Annotated in this window: 18 protein-coding genes; 6 read left to right on the forward strand and 12 right to left on the reverse strand. The window is 64.6% G+C overall.

Annotated elements, in window-relative coordinates; translation table 11 throughout:
• Positions 1 to 15: 15 nt before the first annotated feature.
• Entirely contained in the window at positions 16 to 780 is a 765-nt protein-coding gene (locus tag BRAGE_RS51210) for a FadR/GntR family transcriptional regulator (RefSeq protein WP_051378333.1), read from the reverse strand.
• 173 nt (positions 781 to 953) lie between these two features.
• Between BRAGE_RS51210 and BRAGE_RS0143660 the strand changes: the two genes are divergently transcribed.
• Positions 954 to 2,381, forward strand: coding sequence for a sulfatase family protein (locus BRAGE_RS0143660; RefSeq protein WP_027562931.1), 1,428 nt, complete (start codon positions 954 to 956; stop codon positions 2,379 to 2,381).
• Between the two features lie 190 nt (positions 2,382 to 2,571).
• Positions 2,572 to 2,994, forward strand: coding sequence for a RidA family protein (locus BRAGE_RS0143665; protein ID WP_027562932.1), 423 nt, complete (start codon positions 2,572 to 2,574; stop codon positions 2,992 to 2,994).
• Positions 2,995 to 3,031: 37 nt separating this feature from the next.
• On the opposite strand, the gene BRAGE_RS0143670 is transcribed toward BRAGE_RS0143665, so the two are convergent.
• On the reverse strand, positions 3,032 to 4,120 hold the full coding sequence (locus BRAGE_RS0143670; RefSeq protein WP_027562933.1) for an enolase C-terminal domain-like protein: 1,089 nt from the start codon (positions 4,118 to 4,120) through the stop codon (positions 3,032 to 3,034).
• Positions 4,121 to 4,314: 194 nt separating this feature from the next.
• On the opposite strand from BRAGE_RS0143670, the gene BRAGE_RS0143675 reads away from it, so the two are divergent.
• Entirely contained in the window at positions 4,315 to 5,877 is a 1,563-nt protein-coding gene (locus tag BRAGE_RS0143675) for an adenylate/guanylate cyclase domain-containing protein (protein WP_027562934.1), read from the forward strand.
• Positions 5,878 to 6,151: 274 nt separating this feature from the next.
• Here the strand turns inward: BRAGE_RS0143675 and BRAGE_RS0143680 are convergent, their stop codons facing one another.
• From BRAGE_RS0143680 to BRAGE_RS0143700, 5 genes are all read right to left on the reverse strand, one after another.
• Positions 6,152 to 7,375, reverse strand: a complete 1,224-nt coding sequence (locus tag BRAGE_RS0143680; RefSeq protein ID WP_027562935.1) for an ABC transporter substrate-binding protein — start codon at positions 7,373 to 7,375, stop codon at positions 6,152 to 6,154.
• A 430-nt stretch (positions 7,376 to 7,805) separates the two neighbouring features.
• The gene (locus tag BRAGE_RS0143685) at positions 7,806 to 8,735 is read right to left on the reverse strand and encodes an alpha/beta hydrolase (RefSeq protein ID WP_027562936.1); all 930 of its coding nucleotides are present in this window, start codon (positions 8,733 to 8,735) and stop codon (positions 7,806 to 7,808) included.
• A 121-nt stretch (positions 8,736 to 8,856) separates the two neighbouring features.
• On the reverse strand, positions 8,857 to 9,351 hold the full coding sequence (locus BRAGE_RS0143690) for a hypothetical protein (protein ID WP_027562937.1): 495 nt from the start codon (positions 9,349 to 9,351) through the stop codon (positions 8,857 to 8,859).
• Positions 9,352 to 9,374: 23 nt separating this feature from the next.
• A complete protein-coding gene (locus BRAGE_RS0143695) occupies positions 9,375 to 9,803 on the reverse strand; it encodes a DUF3606 domain-containing protein (protein WP_027562938.1) in 429 nt (142 codons plus the stop codon).
• Between the two features lie 202 nt (positions 9,804 to 10,005).
• A complete protein-coding gene (locus tag BRAGE_RS0143700; protein WP_027562939.1) occupies positions 10,006 to 10,575 on the reverse strand; it encodes an alpha-ketoglutarate-dependent dioxygenase AlkB in 570 nt (189 codons plus the stop codon).
• A gap of 80 nt (positions 10,576 to 10,655) precedes the next feature.
• Between BRAGE_RS0143700 and BRAGE_RS56280 the strand changes: the two genes are divergently transcribed.
• Complete coding sequence (locus BRAGE_RS56280; protein WP_007597071.1) at positions 10,656 to 10,796, forward strand: hypothetical protein; 141 nt, start codon at positions 10,656 to 10,658, stop codon at positions 10,794 to 10,796.
• Here the strand turns inward: BRAGE_RS56280 and BRAGE_RS0143710 are convergent.
• The 3 genes from BRAGE_RS0143710 to BRAGE_RS0143720 are packed head-to-tail and all read right to left on the reverse strand — an operon-like array spanning position 10,793 to position 14,596.
• Complete coding sequence (locus BRAGE_RS0143710; protein WP_027562940.1) at positions 10,793 to 12,379, reverse strand: ATP-binding protein; 1,587 nt, start codon at positions 12,377 to 12,379, stop codon at positions 10,793 to 10,795. The genes BRAGE_RS56280 and BRAGE_RS0143710 overlap by 4 nt on opposite strands.
• On the reverse strand, positions 12,376 to 13,080 hold the full coding sequence (locus BRAGE_RS0143715) for a response regulator transcription factor (protein WP_027562941.1): 705 nt from the start codon (positions 13,078 to 13,080) through the stop codon (positions 12,376 to 12,378). The genes BRAGE_RS0143710 and BRAGE_RS0143715 overlap by 4 nt, the downstream gene beginning before the upstream one ends.
• Before the next feature lie 19 nt (positions 13,081 to 13,099).
• Entirely contained in the window at positions 13,100 to 14,596 is a 1,497-nt protein-coding gene (locus BRAGE_RS0143720) for a DUF4153 domain-containing protein (protein ID WP_027562942.1), read from the reverse strand.
• Positions 14,597 to 14,783: 187 nt separating this feature from the next.
• Between BRAGE_RS0143720 and BRAGE_RS0143725 the strand changes: the two genes are divergently transcribed.
• Complete coding sequence (locus BRAGE_RS0143725) at positions 14,784 to 16,127, forward strand: glycoside hydrolase family 3 N-terminal domain-containing protein (protein WP_027562943.1); 1,344 nt, start codon at positions 14,784 to 14,786, stop codon at positions 16,125 to 16,127.
• Here BRAGE_RS0143725 and BRAGE_RS0143730 read toward each other — a convergent pair.
• Both BRAGE_RS0143730 and BRAGE_RS0143735 read right to left on the reverse strand, forming a co-directional pair.
• Positions 16,124 to 17,746: an ABC transporter substrate-binding protein gene (locus BRAGE_RS0143730; RefSeq protein WP_027562944.1), complete on the reverse strand. Its 1,623-nt coding sequence runs from the start codon at positions 17,744 to 17,746 to the stop codon at positions 16,124 to 16,126. The genes BRAGE_RS0143725 and BRAGE_RS0143730 overlap by 4 nt on opposite strands.
• 88 nt (positions 17,747 to 17,834) lie before the next feature.
• Positions 17,835 to 18,716 carry a LysR family transcriptional regulator gene (locus BRAGE_RS0143735; RefSeq protein ID WP_027562945.1) on the reverse strand — a complete coding sequence of 294 codons (882 nt, stop codon included), beginning with the start codon at positions 18,714 to 18,716 and terminating at the stop codon, positions 17,835 to 17,837.
• A 96-nt stretch (positions 18,717 to 18,812) separates the two neighbouring features.
• Between BRAGE_RS0143735 and BRAGE_RS0143740 the strand changes: the two genes are divergently transcribed.
• Complete coding sequence (locus tag BRAGE_RS0143740; protein ID WP_027562946.1) at positions 18,813 to 19,490, forward strand: peroxiredoxin-like family protein; 678 nt, start codon at positions 18,813 to 18,815, stop codon at positions 19,488 to 19,490.

Genomic DNA, 19,490 nt, shown 5'->3' on the forward strand with positions numbered 1-19,490 from the left:
TATTGTTTGCCGGTGTCAACGCGCCCGTCTGCTGCGGGCGTTCTCGTCCTCGGCGTCCTTTTTCTTCTGGCGCGACATGGCCGTGACGATGTTTCCTTCGGTGAGATCCATCAGCTTGTGCATGGCCTGGCGCGCACCGTCCGGATTGCGCGCCCAGATCTCGTCGAGCACGGCGCGGTGATAGGGCAGGCTCTTGCGCGGCGCGCCGGGATTGGTGCTCGACAGGTTGAACGACATCCGCAGGGCCGCGGCCACCGTCGCGCCGAAGGCGATCAGGAAATCGTTGCCGGTGGCGATCAGGATGCCGCGGTGAAACTGCAAATCCGGCTCGGCATAGGCAGCGCGGTCCATGCCGGCTGCGTCCATGCCGCGATAGGCGCGCTCGATCCGGGCAAAATCCTCGTCGGTGCCGCGCAGCGCGCAGATCGCGCAGGCCTCGGGCTCGACGATGCGGCGGACCTCCATGATCTGCTTGGCGAACTCCTGCGTCGGCAAGGCCGACAGCGTCCAGTTCAAGAGCTCCTCGTCGAGCATGTTCCAGTCGAAGCGCGCGCGGACATGCGTGCCGGCCTTCTGCTTCGAGGCGATCAGGCCTTTCGCCTTCAGCAGCGACAGCGCCTCGCGGATCGAGGCGCGGCTGACATCGAAGCGCGACGCCAGCTCGATCTCGCGCGGTAGCGTCGTGCCCTCGCGCCACACGCCGGTCAGGATCAGCCGCGCCACCTCGCGGGCGACCTGGGCGCTCGATTGCGCGCTGTCCTTGCTAGGAGATTTTGCCACGTTGATCCCGGATTCGTGGAATTAAATGTCTGATTTATTGCACGTGCGAATGGGGCGGCCGCCAGAAATTATGGCTCATATCTGCAGGATAATCCTGCAGGCTGCGGTTTGACAAGAATTATTATGTCAGACATATTTTCTATTGTCTCAACGCCGCGCAGGACAAAACCATCGTGACAAAGCCCCACATCATCCTGGTCATGACCGACCAGCAACGGTTCGACACGATTGCGGCGACGGGCCATCCCTACATGAAGACGCCGAATCTCGATCGCCTGGTGCGCGAGGGCGTCTATTTCGACAATTGCTTCATCAACGCGCCGAGCTGCGTGCCCTCGCGCGCGGCTTTGTTCTCCGGTCTCTATCCGCATGCCTCGGGCGTGCTGAAGAACGGGCAGCACTGGCAGAAGACCTGGGTCAGCAATCTCGGCGAAGCCGGCTATCACTGCGTCAATGTCGGCAAGATGCACACCATCCCCTATGACGCGAAGGCAGGCTTCCACGAGCGCTTCGTGGTCGAGAACAAGGATCGCTTCTTCGAGGGACGCTGGTTCGCCGACGAGCTCGACAAGGCCTTTGCCGCGCACAAGCTGACCAAGCCGTCGCGCGCCGGCTATCGCAGCCTGCCTGACTATGGCGACCGCATGGGCGCCTTCACCTGGGAGATGCCGAAATCGCTGCATCCCGACATCTTCGTCGCGGAAACCGCGATGTGGTGGCTGGAGACGCGCCCCAAGCCCGAGGCGCTGTTCATGCAGATCGGCCTGCCCGGACCGCATCCGCCCTATGATCCGCTCCCGGAATATCTGGAGCACTATCTCGCCCGCAACGACCTGCCGGTGCCGCAGCCGACCGAGGCCGAGATCGAGGGCCTGCCGGCGTATCTGAAGGAGAAGCGCCGGCACGACACCGAGGTCGACCACGACGCGGTGTCATGGAAGCTCGCGCCGACGCACGAAGAGATGCGCCGCTTGCGCGCGCACTACTACGCCAACGTCACCATGATCGACGAGCAGATCGGCCGCCTGATCGAGATGCTGGACAACAAGGGCTATCTCGACAATTGCGTCGTCATCTTCATGTCCGACCATGGCGACAATCTCGGCGAGCACGGTCTCAGCCAGAAATGGTCGATGTACGAGCCTGTCACGCGTATCCCGCTGCTCTTCTGGTCGCCCAGCCTGTTCTCCGACGGCCGCCGCATCCGCGAAAAATGCCAGCTGTTCGATCTCGGCCCGACCATTCTCGACCTCGCCGGCGCACAGCATCCAAAGCCGTGTCAGGCGCACAGCCTGCTGCCGGCGCTGAAGGGCGAGGAATGGGCCGGCCGAGACTTCGTGTTCTCCGAGCAGGCCGGCGACGTCGCCATGACCGGTGCGCGGCTGATCACCATGGTCCGCGATAACAGGTGGAAGGTCGTATTCATCCACGGGGCCGCGGACGGCCAGCTGTTCGACCTCGAGACCGATCCGCTCGAGCAGCACAATCTCTGGGGCGTGCCCGAGCATGCCGGCGAGGTGAGCCGCCTCAAGGACGCCTTCATCGACTGGCGCCAGAACAGCCTGCTCGAGACCATGGATCTGAACGCGGCGGCGCGGTGAGGGCGGCCCGCTCCCTGGCACCACCTGCAGGGCGAGGTGACATATTCCAGCTGGTGCGCCGTCGTCGGCATAACGGCTTCGCGGTCTTGATCCGCTGTTGGCTGCCTGCCATTGTTCGGTCATCCACCGCGGCAATGTCTCGTCGAGACGTGTCGCGTCGCCGGATGTGAAAAGAAGGCAGATTGGCGAGATGAGCAACGTAAACAAGCCCGGCGGCAACTACCTGCCGGTGATCATCCATGGTGGAATTGCGTATGTGAGTGGTCAGCTGCCGCGTCGCGGCGAAGATCTGCTGTACGCAGGCAAGGTCGGTGCAGGCGTCGATATCGCGGCCGCACAAGAGGCTGCTTCCCTCTGCGCCGATCTCTGTATTGCGGCCATCAACCACGCGACAGGTGGAGAGGACAAGATCGTCCAGGTTTTGCAGGTCGTGGGATATGTTGCTTCGGCGCCTGGATTTACCCAACAGTCGCAAGTCATGAACGGTGCCTCCGATCGGCTGATCGAACGCCTCGGCGATCGCGGTCGTCATACGCGGACGTCCGTCGGCGTCGCCGAGTTGCCGCGGGGAGCGCCGGTCGAGCTGAACATGGTGGCCGCTGTTCGGTCGTAGGCCCGTCGATCGGTGATCGACGCGGCGACAGGCGGCCTTATTTGACGAGATATTTGGCGACCGCCGCCTCGTCCCACGCAATCCCGTTCCCCGGCTCCTCGCTAGGCAGCGCAAAGCCGTCCTTGATCTTCAGCCGGCTCGCCAGCACCGCGTCGGCCCAGTCGACATATTCCAGCCAGTGCGCGGTCGGGGTTACGCAGAGCAGATGCGCGCTGACCTCCGAGAATAGATGCGCGGACATCTCGATGCCGGCAGCGTGCGCGAGCGCGGCGGCGCGCAGCCAGCCGGTGACGCCGCCGATGCGCTGCACGTCAGGCATCACGTAATCGGACGCCTCGGCGGCCAGTGCCGCCTGCATCGAGAACGCGCTGTCGAAATTCTCGCCGATCTGGACCGGCGTGCGCAGCGCGTCCGTGATGCGGGCATTGCCTTCATAGTCGTCGTGGCGGATCGGCTCCTCGATCCAGGTCAGGCCCTCGTCGTCGAGCATCTCGCCCCGGCGGATCGCTTCGGTCACCGTCAGCGCCTGGTTGTAGTCGCACATCAGCGTCACCTCGTCGCCAACGGCCTTGCGCACCGCACGCACCACGGCGAGATCGTCCCGCGCATCGGGCCGGCCGACGCGGATCTTCGCGGCGTGAAAACCTTCGGCCAGCAGCTTCTGGGCTTCTTCCACAGCGGCGCCCGCCGGCATGATGCCGAGGCCCTTCGAATTGTAGGCCTTGACCGGTTTCGGCGCGCCGCCGAGCAGGCGCGCCAGCGGCAGGCCCTTGCTGCGGGCCAGCGCGTCCCATGCCGCCATGTCGATGCCGGATTGCGCCAGGCGCTGCAGGCCGGCAAGGCCAAGCAGCGTGAAGCGCTGGGTCAGCTTCCGCTCGATCTCGAACGGCAGCAGCGGATCGCCCGCAAGCAGCTCTGACATTTCCGTGACCATCGCGGTCAGCGGCTTCAGGGCCGACGGCGTGATCGAGAACAGATAGGCATGCCCCACCGCGCCCTGGTCGGTCTCGCAGTCGATCAGCACCAGCGGCGCCTTGGCGACCGCGCCGGTCGAGGTCTGGAGCGGCAGGTTCATCGGCGCGATCACGGGGCGCGCATCGAAGCGCTTGATGCGGATATCGGTCATTCCAGGGTCTCCCGGCGGCGTGAAATGCAGGTTCAGGCCGATCTTAAACAATCATCATGAAACGAAAAGGTGGCTGCCGCGACCACCATAAAATGGGGTTGCGCGAACCTGTGTTTATTGGCTCTGTGCCGCCGCAGGCTGCGCCGCAAATCCGGAGAGATTTGCGGCAAAATCGCACACAACGGAGCCACAGAGTGAAACAAGAGATCTCCGAAGAGCAGCGCAAGAGCGGCCTCCTGACGGGCGCCGCGATCGCTTTCCTCCTGCTCGCGCTGCCGCTCGCGGTCTGGCTGGACCTGACCGAACTCAGCAAGACGGCGCTGCGCCGGCAGGCCGCCGATCTCAACTCGGTGATCACGAGCGTTCGCAGCTATTATGCCTCCAACGTGGTCGGGCGCATCCTCGCCAATCCCAACGGCACCACCAAAGTCGTGCACAATTATGAATCCGTCCCCGGCGCGATTCCGATCCCCGCGACATTGTCGCTGGAGCTTGGGCGGGTGATCGGCGCGCAGCAGGAGAACATCACCTATCGTTTCGTCTCGGATTTCCCGTTCCAGAACCGCGCCCCGCACCAGCTCGACAAGTTCGAGAAGGACGCGCTCGATGCGCTGCGCAAGGACCCCGAGCAGAAGATCGTCGATACCGAGACTTCGCTGTTCTCCGACAAGGTCCGCCTGGTCGCGCCCGTCACGATGGGCCCGGCCTGCGTCAGCTGCCACAACAGCCACCCCGAAAGCCCGAAGAAGGACTGGAAGGTCGGTGATATCAGAGGCATCCAGGAGGTGATCATCGCCCAGCCGATCGCCGCCAACATCTTCTCGTTCAAATTCCTGCTGGCCTATTTCCTGATCGCCGCGGGCAGCGGGCTCTCGTTCCTCTCGCTCCAGCGCCGGCAGGCGAGCCGCATCAAGACCATGAACAAGGAGCTCGAATCCGCCAACGACTTCCTCGCCTCGCTGTCGATGAAGATCTCGCGCTACATCCCGCCGCAGGTCTACAAGAGCATCTTCTCCGGCCAGAAGGACGTCACCATCCACACCGAGCGCAAGAAGCTCACCATCTTCTTCTCCGACATCCAGAACTTCACCGCGACCACCGAGCGGCTTCAGCCCGAATTGCTGACCCAGCTCCTCAACGAATATTTCACGGAGATGTCGGCGATCGCGCATGAGCATGGCGGCACGGTCGACAAGTTCATCGGCGACGCCATGCTGATCTTCTTCGGCGATCCCGAGACCAAGGGCGACCGCGCCGACGCGCAGGCCTGCCTCCAGATGGCCTGGCGCATGCAGCAGCGCCTCGCCGAGCTCAACGCGAAATGGCGAGCGTCCGGCATCGAGCAGCCGTTCCGCTCGCGCATGGGCATCAATTCCGGCTATTGCAATGTCGGCAATTTCGGCAGCAGCGACCGCATGGACTACACCATCATCGGCGCGGAAGCGAACCTCGCCGCGCGCCTGCAGTCGATCGCCGAGCCCGGCGGCATCGTGCTGAGCTACGAGACCTTCGCCCTCGTCAGCGACATCGTCCGAGCCCACGCGCTGCCGGCGATCACGATGAAGGGCATCAGCCGCGAGGTGATTCCCTATTCGGTCGACGCGCTGAACGATGCCGCAGCCGAAAGCAGCGGCATCATCACCGAGCGCGCGCCCGGCCTCGAGCTCTATCTCGATCCCGCCGTGGTGAAGTCAGGCGACGCCGCCCGCGTGCGCACGCTGCTGGAGAACGCGCTCGCCTCACTGAAACCGGCGTGAGAGGGCCATCGCAGCTCTTATCGAGAGAGTCCCCGTGTGAACCCCTCTCCCTAACCCTCCCCCGCAAGGGGGGAGGGAACGCACCTTTGTTGTGGCGCGAGTGCGCTCTAGTCAATTTGCGAAAGTCGGATTGAGGCGAGGTGTCGCCGCATGCTCCGCTGCGCTCCCTCCCCCCTTGCGGGGGAGGGCGGGGGAGAGGGGTGGCCCAGCAAAAGGTGCGAGTATGATCGTCACGCTGACTGCAGCGAAGCGCCAACGCGGCGCCTCAGTCACCTCACCTCGCCGCCCCCTCCGTGAACGCCGTCTCGATCACGTCGCCAAACGGCTGCCAGGAGCGGCCGTCGAACTGCACCAGCCGCATCTGCCGGATCGGCAGATAGCTGTCCGGCGAGGTGTTCATCCGGATGTCGGGCAGCGCGACGGAGGGCTGATAGGCCTTCAGCGATGCCGCCTGCCGCATGATGTTGTCGCGCGAAAAATCGTCGCCGCATTGCTTCAGCACCTTCGTCAGCGCCTCGGCCGCGGCGTAGCCGTAGACCGCCGCGCTGCTGTTGGTGCTTTCGATCTGATGGTACTTGTCCATGAAGGCGAACCAATCCTTCATGCCGGCATCGTCCTTCCAGGCGGGATCGCTCGGATCCTTCAGGAACGCCGCCGAGATCACGCCGGATGAATTTTCGAGGCCCGCCGGCGCCATCGCATTGGCGATCGAGGCGGAGGCATCGTTGACGATGAAGACCGGGCGCCAGTTCAGCGAGGCCGCCAGCTTGATCACCTTGGACGCCGTCGACGGCACGCCGAGAAAGACGAAGATGTCGGCGCCCGCGCGCTTGAGGATCGAGACGTGGCCGTCGAGATGCTCGTCATTGATGTCGAAGGCGATGTCGACGAGGACCTGACGGTTCAGATCGCCGAGCCCTTCCTGGATGCCCTTGTAGAGCATGCGCCCGAACTGATCGTTCTGCCAGAGCACCACGATCTTCTTCCGGGGGTAGTAGGCCTGGATGTAATTGGCATAGATGCGCCCTTCGGAGCGGAACGAGGGCTGCCAGCCCATGGTCCACGGAAACGCCTTGGCCTGGCTCAGCTCCTCGTCGCCGGAGGCGACGAACAGCTGCGGGATTCTCTTCTCGTTCAGATACCAGCGCGTCGCGATATTGCCGGGCGTGCCGAACGAGCCGAACATCAGCTGCACGCCGTCCTTCTCGACCAGGCTGCGGGTCAGGTCCAGCGCGGTCGCCGGATCGGAATTGTCATCGCGCGTGATGAAGCGGATCTTGCGGCCGTTGATCCCGCCGCGCGCATTGACCATGTCGAAATACGCGGCCTCCGCGGTGCCGATCGCGCCGAACTCCGAGAGCGGCCCCGAATACGGCATGACATTGCCGATGCGGATCTCGTTGTCGGTTGCGGGTTGTTCGGTGTGTTGCTGCGACATCGCCCCGAGCGAGGCGAAAGCGACGATGAGAACGAACAGCAGTCTGCCGGTGACGCGCATGTTCGACACCTTGTCGTTGGCCCCCAACGAGGTCGACCCGATCCGCTCCAAGGCCGCTTGATTTAGGTCAAGCGTTTGGCATTCCTGTGGCCGAGGCGCCCGCTTCACTGCGACGCATCCGGCGGTGCGGACGAAAGCGGCAGGCGTGCTGACGCGCCGGTGCATTCAGGTCTGAGACCAAACGTTTCGCATCAACTCCGTCATCCTGAGGTGCGAAACGTGGGACGCAGAGCGTCCCACGGGGAGCCTCGAAGGATGCACGGCCACCGCCGTGGCCGCGTGGAGAGAGCTGGGCCGTCGCCCTTCGAGGGCCGCCGAAGAGGCGGCCACCTCAGGGTGACGGTGATGGACTGATTGTCGCGGTTAGGGGCGTAGCCCACAAGTGCGGTCCGGCCATGTCGTTGCCGGAGCTGGCCCTCGACCGTACCTGCTACGGTAGCCCGCGTGCCTCCAGCTGATGCACCAGCAGCAGTGTCGGCTCGGCGAGACTGTCGCCCGAACCATCAAGCCCGAACGCCGCGGCGATGCTGTCGCGGCTGCGCAGCAGCGCGCTGCGCGGACAGTGGCCGGCGCCGCAGAGCGTCTTTTTCAGCGTCTCGCCTTGTGCGACGAGATTGGCAGCATCGTCCGCGGCCCAGGCCAGCACGATGGGCACATCGACATTGAGGATCCCGGGATAGACCGACCGCTTGTCATACTGAGCGGCGTCCGAGCCGAGATAGGCTTTCACGCTGTCGCTGGCGTCCTTGCCGGCGCGGTAGATCCCGGACACCAGCACCACGGCGGCGACCTCGGCGCGATCGGTCTGGAGCTCGGGATGCGCCAGCAAGGTTGCGACATGGAACGCGCCGGCGCCGTAGCCGACCGCGACGATCTCGCGGGCATCGCCATTGAACAGATCGATATTGCCGTGGACCCAGGACAGCGCCGCCGCGACATCGGTCGCGCCGACCGGCCAGGTCGCCGCAGGCGCCAGGCGATAATTGACCCGCACCCCGATCATGTCGTTGCGCGCGGCAAAGCACATCGCCTGGTCCTGGACCTCGCGCGATATGTCCGGCGCCCCACGGTCGCCGGTGAAGGTGTCGCCGGTCACGAACACCAGCACCGGCCGCGGCGTCGTCGCCTTGGTCGTGCTGGCGGCGACGTCGAGCACGTTGGCTTCGCTCTCGCCATAGCGCAGGCCGCGCGAGAAGGTGACATCCTCGCACAGCCGCGCGGTGCCGCCGGCGGTCGTGTCGGAATCGGTGAGGCCTGCCAGGACAAGATCGGACGGGGTGGGCAGCCGCGCAGGCATCGGGCCATGCGCTGAGGCTGTCGTGACGGTCAGAAGCAGGAAAAATGCGAGATAATTCTTCATATTGGTGCCGGCCTTGCGCGCCTTATCATGGGTCGCCGATCGGGCCTGTCTTTTCAATTCGCCTTATTAGTTAGCTGGGCTTGAGGCGATTTCACGGCGCTGTTGGCCGCCTCTCGGGGCCTCAATTCCCCGGCTGGAACGTGCAATCCGCCCCGCTGCCGTCCTTCCGCCTGATCGCGTTGGGGTCGATCGTGCAGCTCAGCTTGCTCAGGCTCTCGAAATTCGATCCGGCCGCGCCGTCAGGCGGAACGCCCGCCAGCGCTTCCGTGGCGAAGATCTCGTTTGCGGTGGAGCCGTTCACGGTCTTGGTCTTCTTGCCGAAGCTCACCTCGCAGTTGCGGACGGTGATATCGACATTGCCGGTGCGGCAGACGATCTTGTCCGCCGTCACCACGATCGGCTTCTTGTAGGGAATGTCGGCATTGGCGGCGAACAGCATCGCCATCGCCTTCTTCTCGGGCCCTGTCAGGTCCGGCGACAGCGGCGCGATCACGCCCGCGAGCGCCAGCGCCGTCGAGCCCGAGACTTTTGCAGGTGCTGCATCGGAGGCGCCGGCGGCACTTTGCGCGCAGGCAGCGATGAGGCCGCAGGCGAGGATCGATCGAACGGATTTCATCTTTGCTCCACCGACCTGCCGTTTCAGGCGGCTTTCTTGCGCGTGGCGGCCTTCCTGGCGGCCTTCTTCGTGGTCTTCTTCGTAGTTTTCTTGGCTTTTTTCTTCTTCGCCGCCTTCTGGGCCGCGAGATAGGCCTCGACCTTCTTGGAAGAATGGCCGGCCGCGCCCACCACGAGCCTCAGCTTGGCCGGAGTGATCTTGAACTTCTTCGACCAGTAGCGGACCTCGTAGGGCTCGCTGAGCGCGATCCGGCTCTTGTCGGCGGCACGGTGCTTCTGGAGCTTGATGTACTCCTCGACCTTCCTGGCGGAATGGCCGACCTTCTTGACGGCGTATTTCAGCTTGGCCGGCGTCACCTTGAACTTCTTCGACCAGTAGGCGACTTCGTATTTCTCGGTGAGCGCAATCAGCGCCCGATCGGCCCCGCCCCGCTTTGCCTTGTTGTCGGCCATGCATCCCTCCTGCCCTGGATGGCATCCAGTCTAGCATGCAACCGGATTTGGAAGGCAAGATGCCAATCCCGCATCGATTGGGCGGCGCGGCCGTTTAGCACCGATGTGTCAGATATTTGTCGCGTGCGACCCCGCCTCGAGCCGGTTGAGACTTTCTACTGTGCATGGGGTTGTTTTCGCAGTCTTGTTTGGGGCTGCCCCGTCACACCCGCTTCATGGTCCGGAAGGTGATGGAATAGCGGCGTGCCTCGACCGGCGGGATGCTGTGCTCCCATTGCGAGCGCGCCTCGCCGTCCATCATGTAGAGCGAGCGCGGCAGGGCCTCGAGCGTGTGGCGCTGCCATTTGTCGCCGCTGCGGCGGCGGAAGCGGAATTTGCAAGGCGAGCCCAGCGACAGGCCGAGCACCTTGTCGAAATGCGGCTTGTCGCGATGCCAGCCGATGCCGACGCCGGCCTCGTATTCGGTGCACAGCACCTGCCGCACGCTGCCCTCAGGGAGGCCGGCCCAGGCCTCGACCCGGCGCGCGACTGATAGCACCCACACCGGGATCGGATCCGCCTCGGTGAGCCGCTGTAGCGTGTAGTCATAGCGGTAGCCGAACGAGGCTACGCGGCGGTTGCCCTCGAAGGCGCCGAACTGGAAGCGCTGGAGCGGCAATGCTGCGATGCGGCCGATCAGATCCTGCTCGGCGGCGGCGTCGATAAAATTGTCCGCATAGCGAAGCCCGGCGGGACCGCTGTCCGGATCGGCGAACAAACCTAGCTGCGTCATTTCTCGCATTTCCGTGATGGAACCTAATGGCGGCTGATGCGACTTATCTATTGACGCGGGAAGTAACGTGCGAGGCTGTCATGGCAGAGAAGCATACCGCCGATCCGGCAGAGATCATGCGGGCCACCGGTCATCCCGAGCTGGAATACGCCGCCGGCTGGACCATCGCAGGTCTCGTCACCATCGGCACCATCGTCGCGGCCTGGGTGTTCGCGATCTAGGCGATTGGAAACTGAAGTTCGAAGGCGGCCCCTTCGTCGGTGGGCCTGAGCCTGATCGAGCAACCATGGCTCGCCATCACCGCGCGCGCAATCGCAAGGCCCATCCCGGTACCGCCCTGGTCCCGCCGGGTGGTGAAGAACGCATCAAATATCCTGGCGCGGTTCGGCGCCGAGATCGGTTCGCCGTCATTGCTGACCGTCACAAGCAGGGTCGTCCGCGCGTCGACCGCCTCCAGCCTGATTGTCCCCGCCTTGTGCCGCATCGCGTTGTCGGCGAGGTGCGAGAGCACGATCAGCGCCTTCTCCGACGACATCCCGATCGCACGGTCGAGGCTGCCGCTGGCTTCGATCGAGCTCGCCGGAAACCGGCTCCTGAGGTCGGCGATCACGGGCGCCAGCTCCGTCCGCTCGTTCTGCGGCAGGCTCTCGGCCCGCGCCAGCTCGCGCAGCCGCTGCGCCATCGCCTCCAGCCGCTGGGTGTCGGACAGGATGTTGGCGATGAAGGTCTTCTGCTCGGCCGGCGTCAGGCTGCCAGCCTTGCCCTGAACCGAGTCCTGCAACAGCTCGGCGGCGCCCTTGATCGAGGTCAGCGGCGATTTCAGCTCGTGGGTGAGGTGGGCCGAGAACGTCGCGATGTAGTCGGAGCGCCTAGCGAGCTGCTCGGCCATGCCGAGGAAGCTGTGCGAGAGCTGGGCGAACTCGCGGGTGCCGTAATGCCGCAGCGGCCGAAACGCCTCGCGGTCGCCGCGGCCAATTCTGGCGGCCCGGTCGATCAGCTCGCGCATCGGCAGGGTGATGGTGCGGGAGAACACGAGGCCGATGGCGATGGTGCCGAGGATCACCGCGAGCCCGGCCAGTACGAACTTAGCCCGCTCCTGGTAGAGGTGGTCGAAGATGTTGCTCGGTGTCCGCGTGGTGTAAATCACCCCGGCGACGCGGTTGTTGACGATGACAGGCATCGCCGAGAACACGTGGACGCCGAGGCCGCGGCTGAAGGAATAGATCGGCGGCGGCGGCTTGTCCGGCACGCGGTTGCGCAAGGTGGCGCGGTACTGCCCGTGCAGCGCGTCCGCGACCTCCTCGATATGGGCGAGCGACTGCCCGACCTCGTAGCGCCCGGCGATCACGACGCCCTGAGGATCGAGGATGCGAAATCCCGCCAGCGTCACCTTCTGGGTCTCGCGGATGATCGGGGTCATCCTTGCGCCGATCTCGACGTAAGCAGGCTGAGCTGCTTGCGGCGCGGGCAGCGCATCCGGCCGCCGCCTGAGCAGATCGTTGGCGGTGAGGTCGAGCGCGGGGCGGATCGGGGTGACGGGGTCGCCGGGGTCAGGCAGCATGTTCGGCGGCACCTCGGCGCCGAGCGTGAGGCCGCTGCCGAGCCTTGCTGTGACCTCCTGCGCATAGATCGTCGCGAGCACGCGGCTCTGCGCGATCAACTCGGCCTGGGTCTGGCGGATCAGCTGGTTGTCGTAGAGGCGGAAGAAGAACAGGCCGACCAGCGGCAGCACGCCGACCGTCGCCAGCACCGTGAAGATCACGAGGGTGAGCGACGGCCGCCATTTGTCGGGCGCCGCGCTCATGCCTCTTTCTCGCAGCGGCCGAGCTTGAAGCCGACGCCGTGGATGGTCTCGATCACGTTCTCGCAATTCTGCGCCGCGAGCTTGGCGCGGATATTGCGGATGTGGCTGTCGATGGTGCGGTCGGAGACCTGGATGTTGAGCTGGTAGGCCGCGCGCATCAGCTGCTCGCGGTTGAATACCGAGGTCGGCCGAGTCAGGAACGCGAGCAGGATGCCGAACTCGATCGCGGTCAGTTTCAGCGGCGTGCCGGCGAAGGTCGCGACATGCTGCTCGGGATCAATCAGGAGGCCGCCTTGCACCAGCGCGGCCGGACCTGTCTTGTCCTCGCCGTTGCGCGGGCTGAGCCGGCGCAGGATGACGTTGACCCGCGCCACCAGCTCGCGCGGGCTGAACGGTTTTGTCACGTAGTCGTCGCCGCCGATCTCGAGGCCAAGGATGCGGTCGATCTCCTCGTCGCGCGCCGACAGGAACAGGATCGGCACGTCGGAGACTTTTCGGATCTCGCGGCAGACGTCGAGGCCGTCGAACTCCGGCATGCCGATGTCGAGCACCATCAGATCGGGCCTGTCGGAGGCGAAGCGGGTGAGCGCCTCCTTGCCGTCGCGCGCCTCGATCACGTCCATGCCGGCCTTCTTCAGGGCGACGCGGATGACCTCGCGGATGTGGCCCTCGTCGTCGACGATGAGAATGCGATGCGCCAAGAATCTCTCCGCTGCCTCGTCAGCCCGCCGGCTGATTCGTCGCCTGGGCGTCCAGCCTGCGCTGGAGCCGCCAGTTTCGGAAGCCCCAGCTTCGCCAGGCCAGATCCTGGCGCTGCTGTTCTACAAGCCGGTCGCGGCGCGACACAAGGCAGCTCTCGGGATTGCCGGGCCTGAGCATGATCGCCTTGTCGATGGCGGGCAGCGCCTGCGGCCCGAGCGTGAGGAGATAGTTGATGTCGATCTGCACGCCGTTGCCCGATGCCTCCCGGCTGTGGGCGACATTGTAGTTGGCGATGAAGGCATCGAGGTTCACCAGCGAGCAGCCATAGAGCGCAACCGCCAGCGCGATCAGATTGACGCTGACCAGCCACTCGTTGGAGCGGTCGAGCACGATGCGAGCGACGATCAGGATCAGCCCGAGCGCGACCAGCCCCATCCAGATGAAGGCCGCGATCCGCCAATAGGTCAGCATGTAGATGTCGACATAGAGGTCGAGGCGGAGGATGGAGGAGGCGACAAGCAACACGTTCTGCCCGACCCAGAGATAGACCAGCGGCCGGATCACCCTGGATTTCTCGGCCGGGCCACCCGGGCGCATCGCGACCAGCACGAAGGCGGCGGCGAGCAGGGCCGTCACGATCAGCGGATAGGCGCCGCGATGGGCATAGGCCGCATAGGTCACATTATCGGGCAGCGCGACGCGACCCCAGAGATAGATGCCGTCGAGCACGGACTGCGCCGCGAACAGCAGGTTGAACAGGATCAGCGAGCGCAGAATGGTGGAGGGACCCAGAAACTCCGGCGAGATGAAGGGCGCAAGCGGCTCTGGCTCAGCGACATCGGTTTGGGTGGTTATGGCAATCTTCTTGCGCCGCCAGCGCACATGGATGAACGGCCAGACCAGCGCCAGCATCAGGATCCAGAACAGCACGCGCGGGACGCGGACATATTCGAGGATGATCTTTGGATTAAGCAGCGAGACCCATTGCTCGATCACGGGATTGGCGGCGGCGAACAGCGCGACGAACACGGTGCCCAGCACCACCGGCATCAGCCACAGCGCGATGCCGCGCGTGAACGCCGACATGTTGAAGACCTGAAGCGCGTCGGGGAAGACTCTGAAGGGGCCGAACAGGACGAAGTTTCGCAGCGCGCGGGCGCGGTCGGCGAGGCCGGTCGTTTCAGGATTGGTTGCCAGCAGCAGGGCGATGACCAGCGCTATAATGAGGATCAGGAACGAAAGCGTGTTGAGCTCTTCGATAACGGGCACGAGTCCGAGGATGATGACGGCGGCACCGATCGCCGCGCGGCGGATGTCCAGGGACGCGTGGTTGGCGAGGAGCGAGGCGCAGACGATTGCGACCGCAAACACGACCAGCGATAGCCCGGCCCGCTGGCCATAGAACAGCCAGTCGGCGAGTGCGGCGAGCACCAGCGCCATCGCGAGCTTGGCCGATACTGTCGAAGGCCTGATCGGTTGGATGTCCGTCGTCGGCGTCGTAGCCAGGCTCGTCATCTGCAAATGACCTTTGGTGAATAGCGATATCGTGCAGTCTGCACGGCGCTTGCGCAGAAGCCGGGGCCTTCGTCTGCACGGTTTCAGGAGTCTTTTGCAGTTTTCGTGCAGGTGCGCCTTTGCCCCTCGCGCAGCTTCAGTCGCCCTGATAGGTGCGATGCGTTCATCACCTTGGGCGTGACGCATCATGCAATTCCTCCGCCGTATCGGTCTCATCCTGCTCTGGCTTGCCGCGCCATTCGTCGCATTCGTGGCCGCGAACAAGAACGATCCCTATCTGGTCCCGCTGCGCGGCGCCGGAAACATCGCGCTTGTCGTCGCAAGCATCCTGATCGTCATCGTCCTGCTCCGGAGAGGGCGCTGGCGCACCATCGCAGGCAAGCTGCTCGTCATGCTGTGGTGCCTGCCGCCGGTCCTGATGCTAGCAGCCCATCTCAGGTTCGAGCTACGCAAGCACGACGTTCTTTCTGCCGGCGCAGCCGAGACGCGTCAGCTCGGGCCTCACTTCATGGTCGGCTATTCTTCCTTTCCCGAGGTCGCGCGCCTTGCCGAGCAGGGATTGATCGGCGGCGTCTACGTCACCAGGCACAATATCCGTGGGCGGACGATCGAAGCACTGCGCGCCGACATCGCGGCGCTCCAGGACAAGCGGCGTGCCGCGAATCTCCCGCCGCTGGTCGTCGCCGCCGATCAGGAAGGCGGCATCGTCGGGCATCTCGCGCCACCGCTGACCAAGGTGCCGGCGCTGGCGACGCTCACCGGGCTTGCGCCTGACGACCAGCAGGCCAAGGCCGAAGAGTTCGGCCGCATCCACGGCCGAGAACTTGCCGGGCTCGGCATCAACCTCAATCTCGCGCCGGTGCTCGATCTGAAGCCGCCGCAGCGGCGCAACCGCCTCGACTTCCACACGCTGATCGGCCGGCGCGCGATCGCGAGCGATCCCGTCGTCGTCAGCACGATCGCGAGCGCCTATGTCCGCGGGCTGGAAGAGACAGGCGTCGGCGCGACGCTCAAGCATTTCCCGGGCATCGGCCGCGTGCGCACCGACACGCATCATTTCAGCGCCAATCTCGACACTCCCGTCAAGGAACTGGAGGCAACCGACTGGCTGCCGTTCCGCGAGGTGCTGTCGCATTCGCGCGGCGCGCTGATGGTCGGGCACGTCACGCTCACCGCCGTCGATCCCAATCGCGCTGCTTCGCATTCGAAGCGCGTCGTCGACGGGATCATCCGCGGCAAATGGGGCTATCAGGGCGTCGTCATGACCGACGACCTCGTGATGGGCGCGATCTACCAGAACGACGTCTGCAAAGCCGTGGTCGAGGCGATCAATGCCGGCGTCGATTTGCTGCTGGTCGCCTATGACGGCGCGCAATTCTACCGGGTCTTTTCCTGCGCCCTGCAGGGATCACGGCAGGGCAGGCTCGATGCGGCGATGTTGCATGCGAGCGCGGCGCGGCTGGAGCGCGGTTTTCCGGCCGAGCAGGCGCGAGCCTCTTCAGGCGCAATCAGCGTCGCGCGTCGGAACTAGCCCTTCGCGAACTGGCGGTAATCCGGTTCGCGGTGAAACCAGAATTCGTATCCGGTGATGGTGTTCTGCATGGCGACGTCGTGGATCGGCTGGTTGAGCGGAACGACGGGAACGTCGCGCATGCAGAGCGCGATGAAATCCTTCACCGCCTTGTCGCACTCCGCTTCCTCCGTGGTGAACCGCGCCTTCTCGATCAGCGCGTCCATCTCCTTGTTCTGGTAGGAGGAGATGTTGAAGATCGAATTGTTGCCGTGAAAATTCCAGTAGAAGTAATACTCGGGATAATCGAGCCAGCCGCTGAAGCGGTTGAGCGCGAGCGGCAGCTCCTTCTTGTTGAGCGTCGTGCGCCAGTTGGCGCCGGGGATTTTTTCGATTGACGTCTTGATGCCGATCTTGGCGAGGCTCTCCTGGATCAGGATGGCGGTCGGTTCGCCGACGGTCGCGGTGCCCGCGTCGAGCGACAAGGTCGTCTCAAGGCCGGCCTCGAAGCCCGCTTCCTTCATCAGCGCCTTGGCCTTGTCGAGATCGGTGACATAGGGAAACGGCTGCGGCCAGACCGGTTTTGAGACTTCGGCAGGCCCGCCGTACATGGGAACGGCGCGCCCGAAGAACGCGCTGCTCTGGATCTGCTCATAGGGCATCGCCCAGGCGATGGCCTGGCGCAGCTTCGCATTGTCGAACGGCGGCTTTGCCGTGTCCAGCGCGACGTACCAGAGCGCATTCGGGATCGGCACGCCGGAGACCTTGACCTTGCCCTCCCTGATGATCTGCTCGAAGTCGCGCGGCGCAAAGCCGCTGGAAATATCGGCATCGCCGCGCTCCAGCATGGCGCGGCGGGTGCCGGCGGAGGGGACGTCGCGGGCGATGACGCGCTTGACCTTCGGCAGTGGTCCGCTCTTCCAGTCGTCGAAGCGTGCCAGCACGGTCTCGCTGCCGGGCTTCCAGCTCTCGATCCTGTAGGCGCCGCCGCCTGCCTCGTTGTTCTTCAGCCAGGCCAGCGCCCAGGGGTCCTCGGCGGTCGCGTTCTTCTTCGCAAGCTCCGAGTTGATGATGAAGGGAACGACGACGGCGACGTTGAACAGCAGCATCTTGTCCTTGCGCACATAGTCGATGCGGAAGGTATGGTCGTCGACCACCACGAACTGCTCGGGCTTCTCCAGCGATCCCGCTGACATCTGGAAGGTCGGAAAGCCGCCGACTTTCACCGCGCGATCGAACGACCATTTGACGTCCTTGGCGGTCACAGGCGTGCCGTCGTGGAATTTCGCGTCTTTGCGAAGCTTGAAGGTGCAGGACATGCCGTCGGCCGCGACCTCCCAGCTTTCCGCGAGCTCAGGCGCGAGCTTCTCGCGGTCGTACGAGACCGTCCCGTCCGGGAGCGTCTTCGAGGCATAGGTCAGCAGGCGGTCGTAGCAATTCCAGGACAGGCCGTTCACGGTCTGGTTGGAGCCGACGCCCTGCATGTCGAGCGAGTTCGGCCCGAGCTCCTGCACCACCAGGAGCGTCTCGCTGCGCCCCTGCGCCCAGGCGCAGCTCGGCGCGATAGCGGTCAATCCGGCGACGCTCAGGCTGCCAAGCATCACATTGCGGCGGCTTATGTCGAAAGATGATGCGCTCATGAGTGCCTCTGTTGCGAGAGATCTGCGATACAAAGAGGCAAGGCGCATGCCATCAGCCGCGCTTCACGACGTCGCATCCGCTTCTGGCCTATCTCAACTCCTCCGCCAGGAAATCGACCAGCGCACGCACCTTGGTCGAGGGGCGCGGACCCGCCGGGAACACGGCGTAGACGTCGACCGGCGCAAGCTTGTAGCTCTTCAACACGGGAATCAGCGCGCCCGCCTTGATCTCGGGACCGGCCATCACCGGCGAGGTCATCGCGATGCCGAGCCCGGCCAGCACGGTCGCGAACACGCCGGGGCCGGAATCGGTGGTGATGCGGCCGCGGACATCGACCGAGGTCTCGGCACCGTTGCGGGTGAACGACCACGTGGTGTGGCCGAACAGGCCGGGACCGAAGATGCAATCATGCGAGGCGAGATCGGCCGGCGTCTTCGGCGTGCCGCGTTTGGCCAGATAGGACGGCGATGCGACGAGAAAGCGCGGCAGGGTCGCAAGCTTCCGTGCGCCAAAGCCGGAGTCGCTCAGCGGGCCGAGCCTGATCGCGACGTCGGTGCCTTCCACGACGAGATTATGCCGCTCGTCGGCAACCGACAGCTCGACGCGCAGCATGGGATGCGCATCAAGGAATTTCGGCAGGCGCGGAATAATGTGCCTCGTGCCGTAGACGATCGGCATCGTGATGCGCAGCGTGCCGCGAAGCGAGTCGACGCCGCGCGCTGCGTCCTCGGCATCCTCGATATCGGCCAGCACTTCGCGCGCGCGGGTCAGGAACAGCGCACCGGCATCTGTGACGGTGATGCGCCGTGTGGTCCGCAGCAACAACTTGACGCCGAGACGTGTTTCCAATTCGCCGATGATGCGCGACACCGAGGGCTGCGACAGGGCCAGCTCGCGTGCCGCCTGTGAAAAGCTGCCGCTCTCCGCCGCACGGACGAACACGGCCAGTTCCTGCAATCGGTCACTCATTTGAAATCCAGATAAATGTTGTCCATATGGACCGTATACCCATTCGTTTTCAAATAATCCAATTAGAGCGGGCCACAGCAACCGATGGAGTTTCCCATGGCCCTGCAAGACAGACTCGACGCCTTCAAAGCCGATTTCGAAGGCGGCCGCTTTCCGATCAAACCGACGAAGGAGGCGCTGGACACCATGCACCGCGCCACCGCCGAACTGATCGCCAGCGGCCAGGCGCAGCGCGCGAAGAAGGCCGGCGATGTCGCGCCGGAATTCACCCTGATGGATCCCGACGGCAAGCCGGTGTCCTCGCGCGATCTGCTCGCGAAGGGACCGCTGGTCGTGTCGTTCTATCGCGGCGTCTGGTGCCCCTACTGCAACCTCGAGCTCCAGGCGCTCCAGGAGGCGCTGCCGGAGATCGCTGCGCGCGGCGCCAGCCTCGTTGCGATCTCGCCGCAGACCGCCCCGAACAGCCGCAAGTCGCAGCGCGACAACAAGCTGTCGTTCCCGATCCTGAGCGACGTCAGGAGCGAAATCGCCGACGCCTTCGGCATTCGCTTCGCACTGCCGGAAGCTCTCGTCTCGCTCTACAAGTCATTCAAGAACGATCTGCCGACGTTCAACGATGATCCGTCCTGGGTGCTGCCGATGCCCGCGCGCTACGTCATCGGCGGAGACGGCATCATCGCCTATGCCGAGGTGAACCCGGACTACACCCACCGCCCCGATCCGTCCGAGCTGCTGCCGGTGCTCGACCGGTTGCGGGCCGGTAAGGCGGCTTGA

The sequence above is a fragment of the Bradyrhizobium genosp. SA-4 str. CB756 genome, assembly GCF_000473125.1.
GTDB lineage: Bacteria > Pseudomonadota > Alphaproteobacteria > Rhizobiales > Xanthobacteraceae > Bradyrhizobium > Bradyrhizobium arachidis.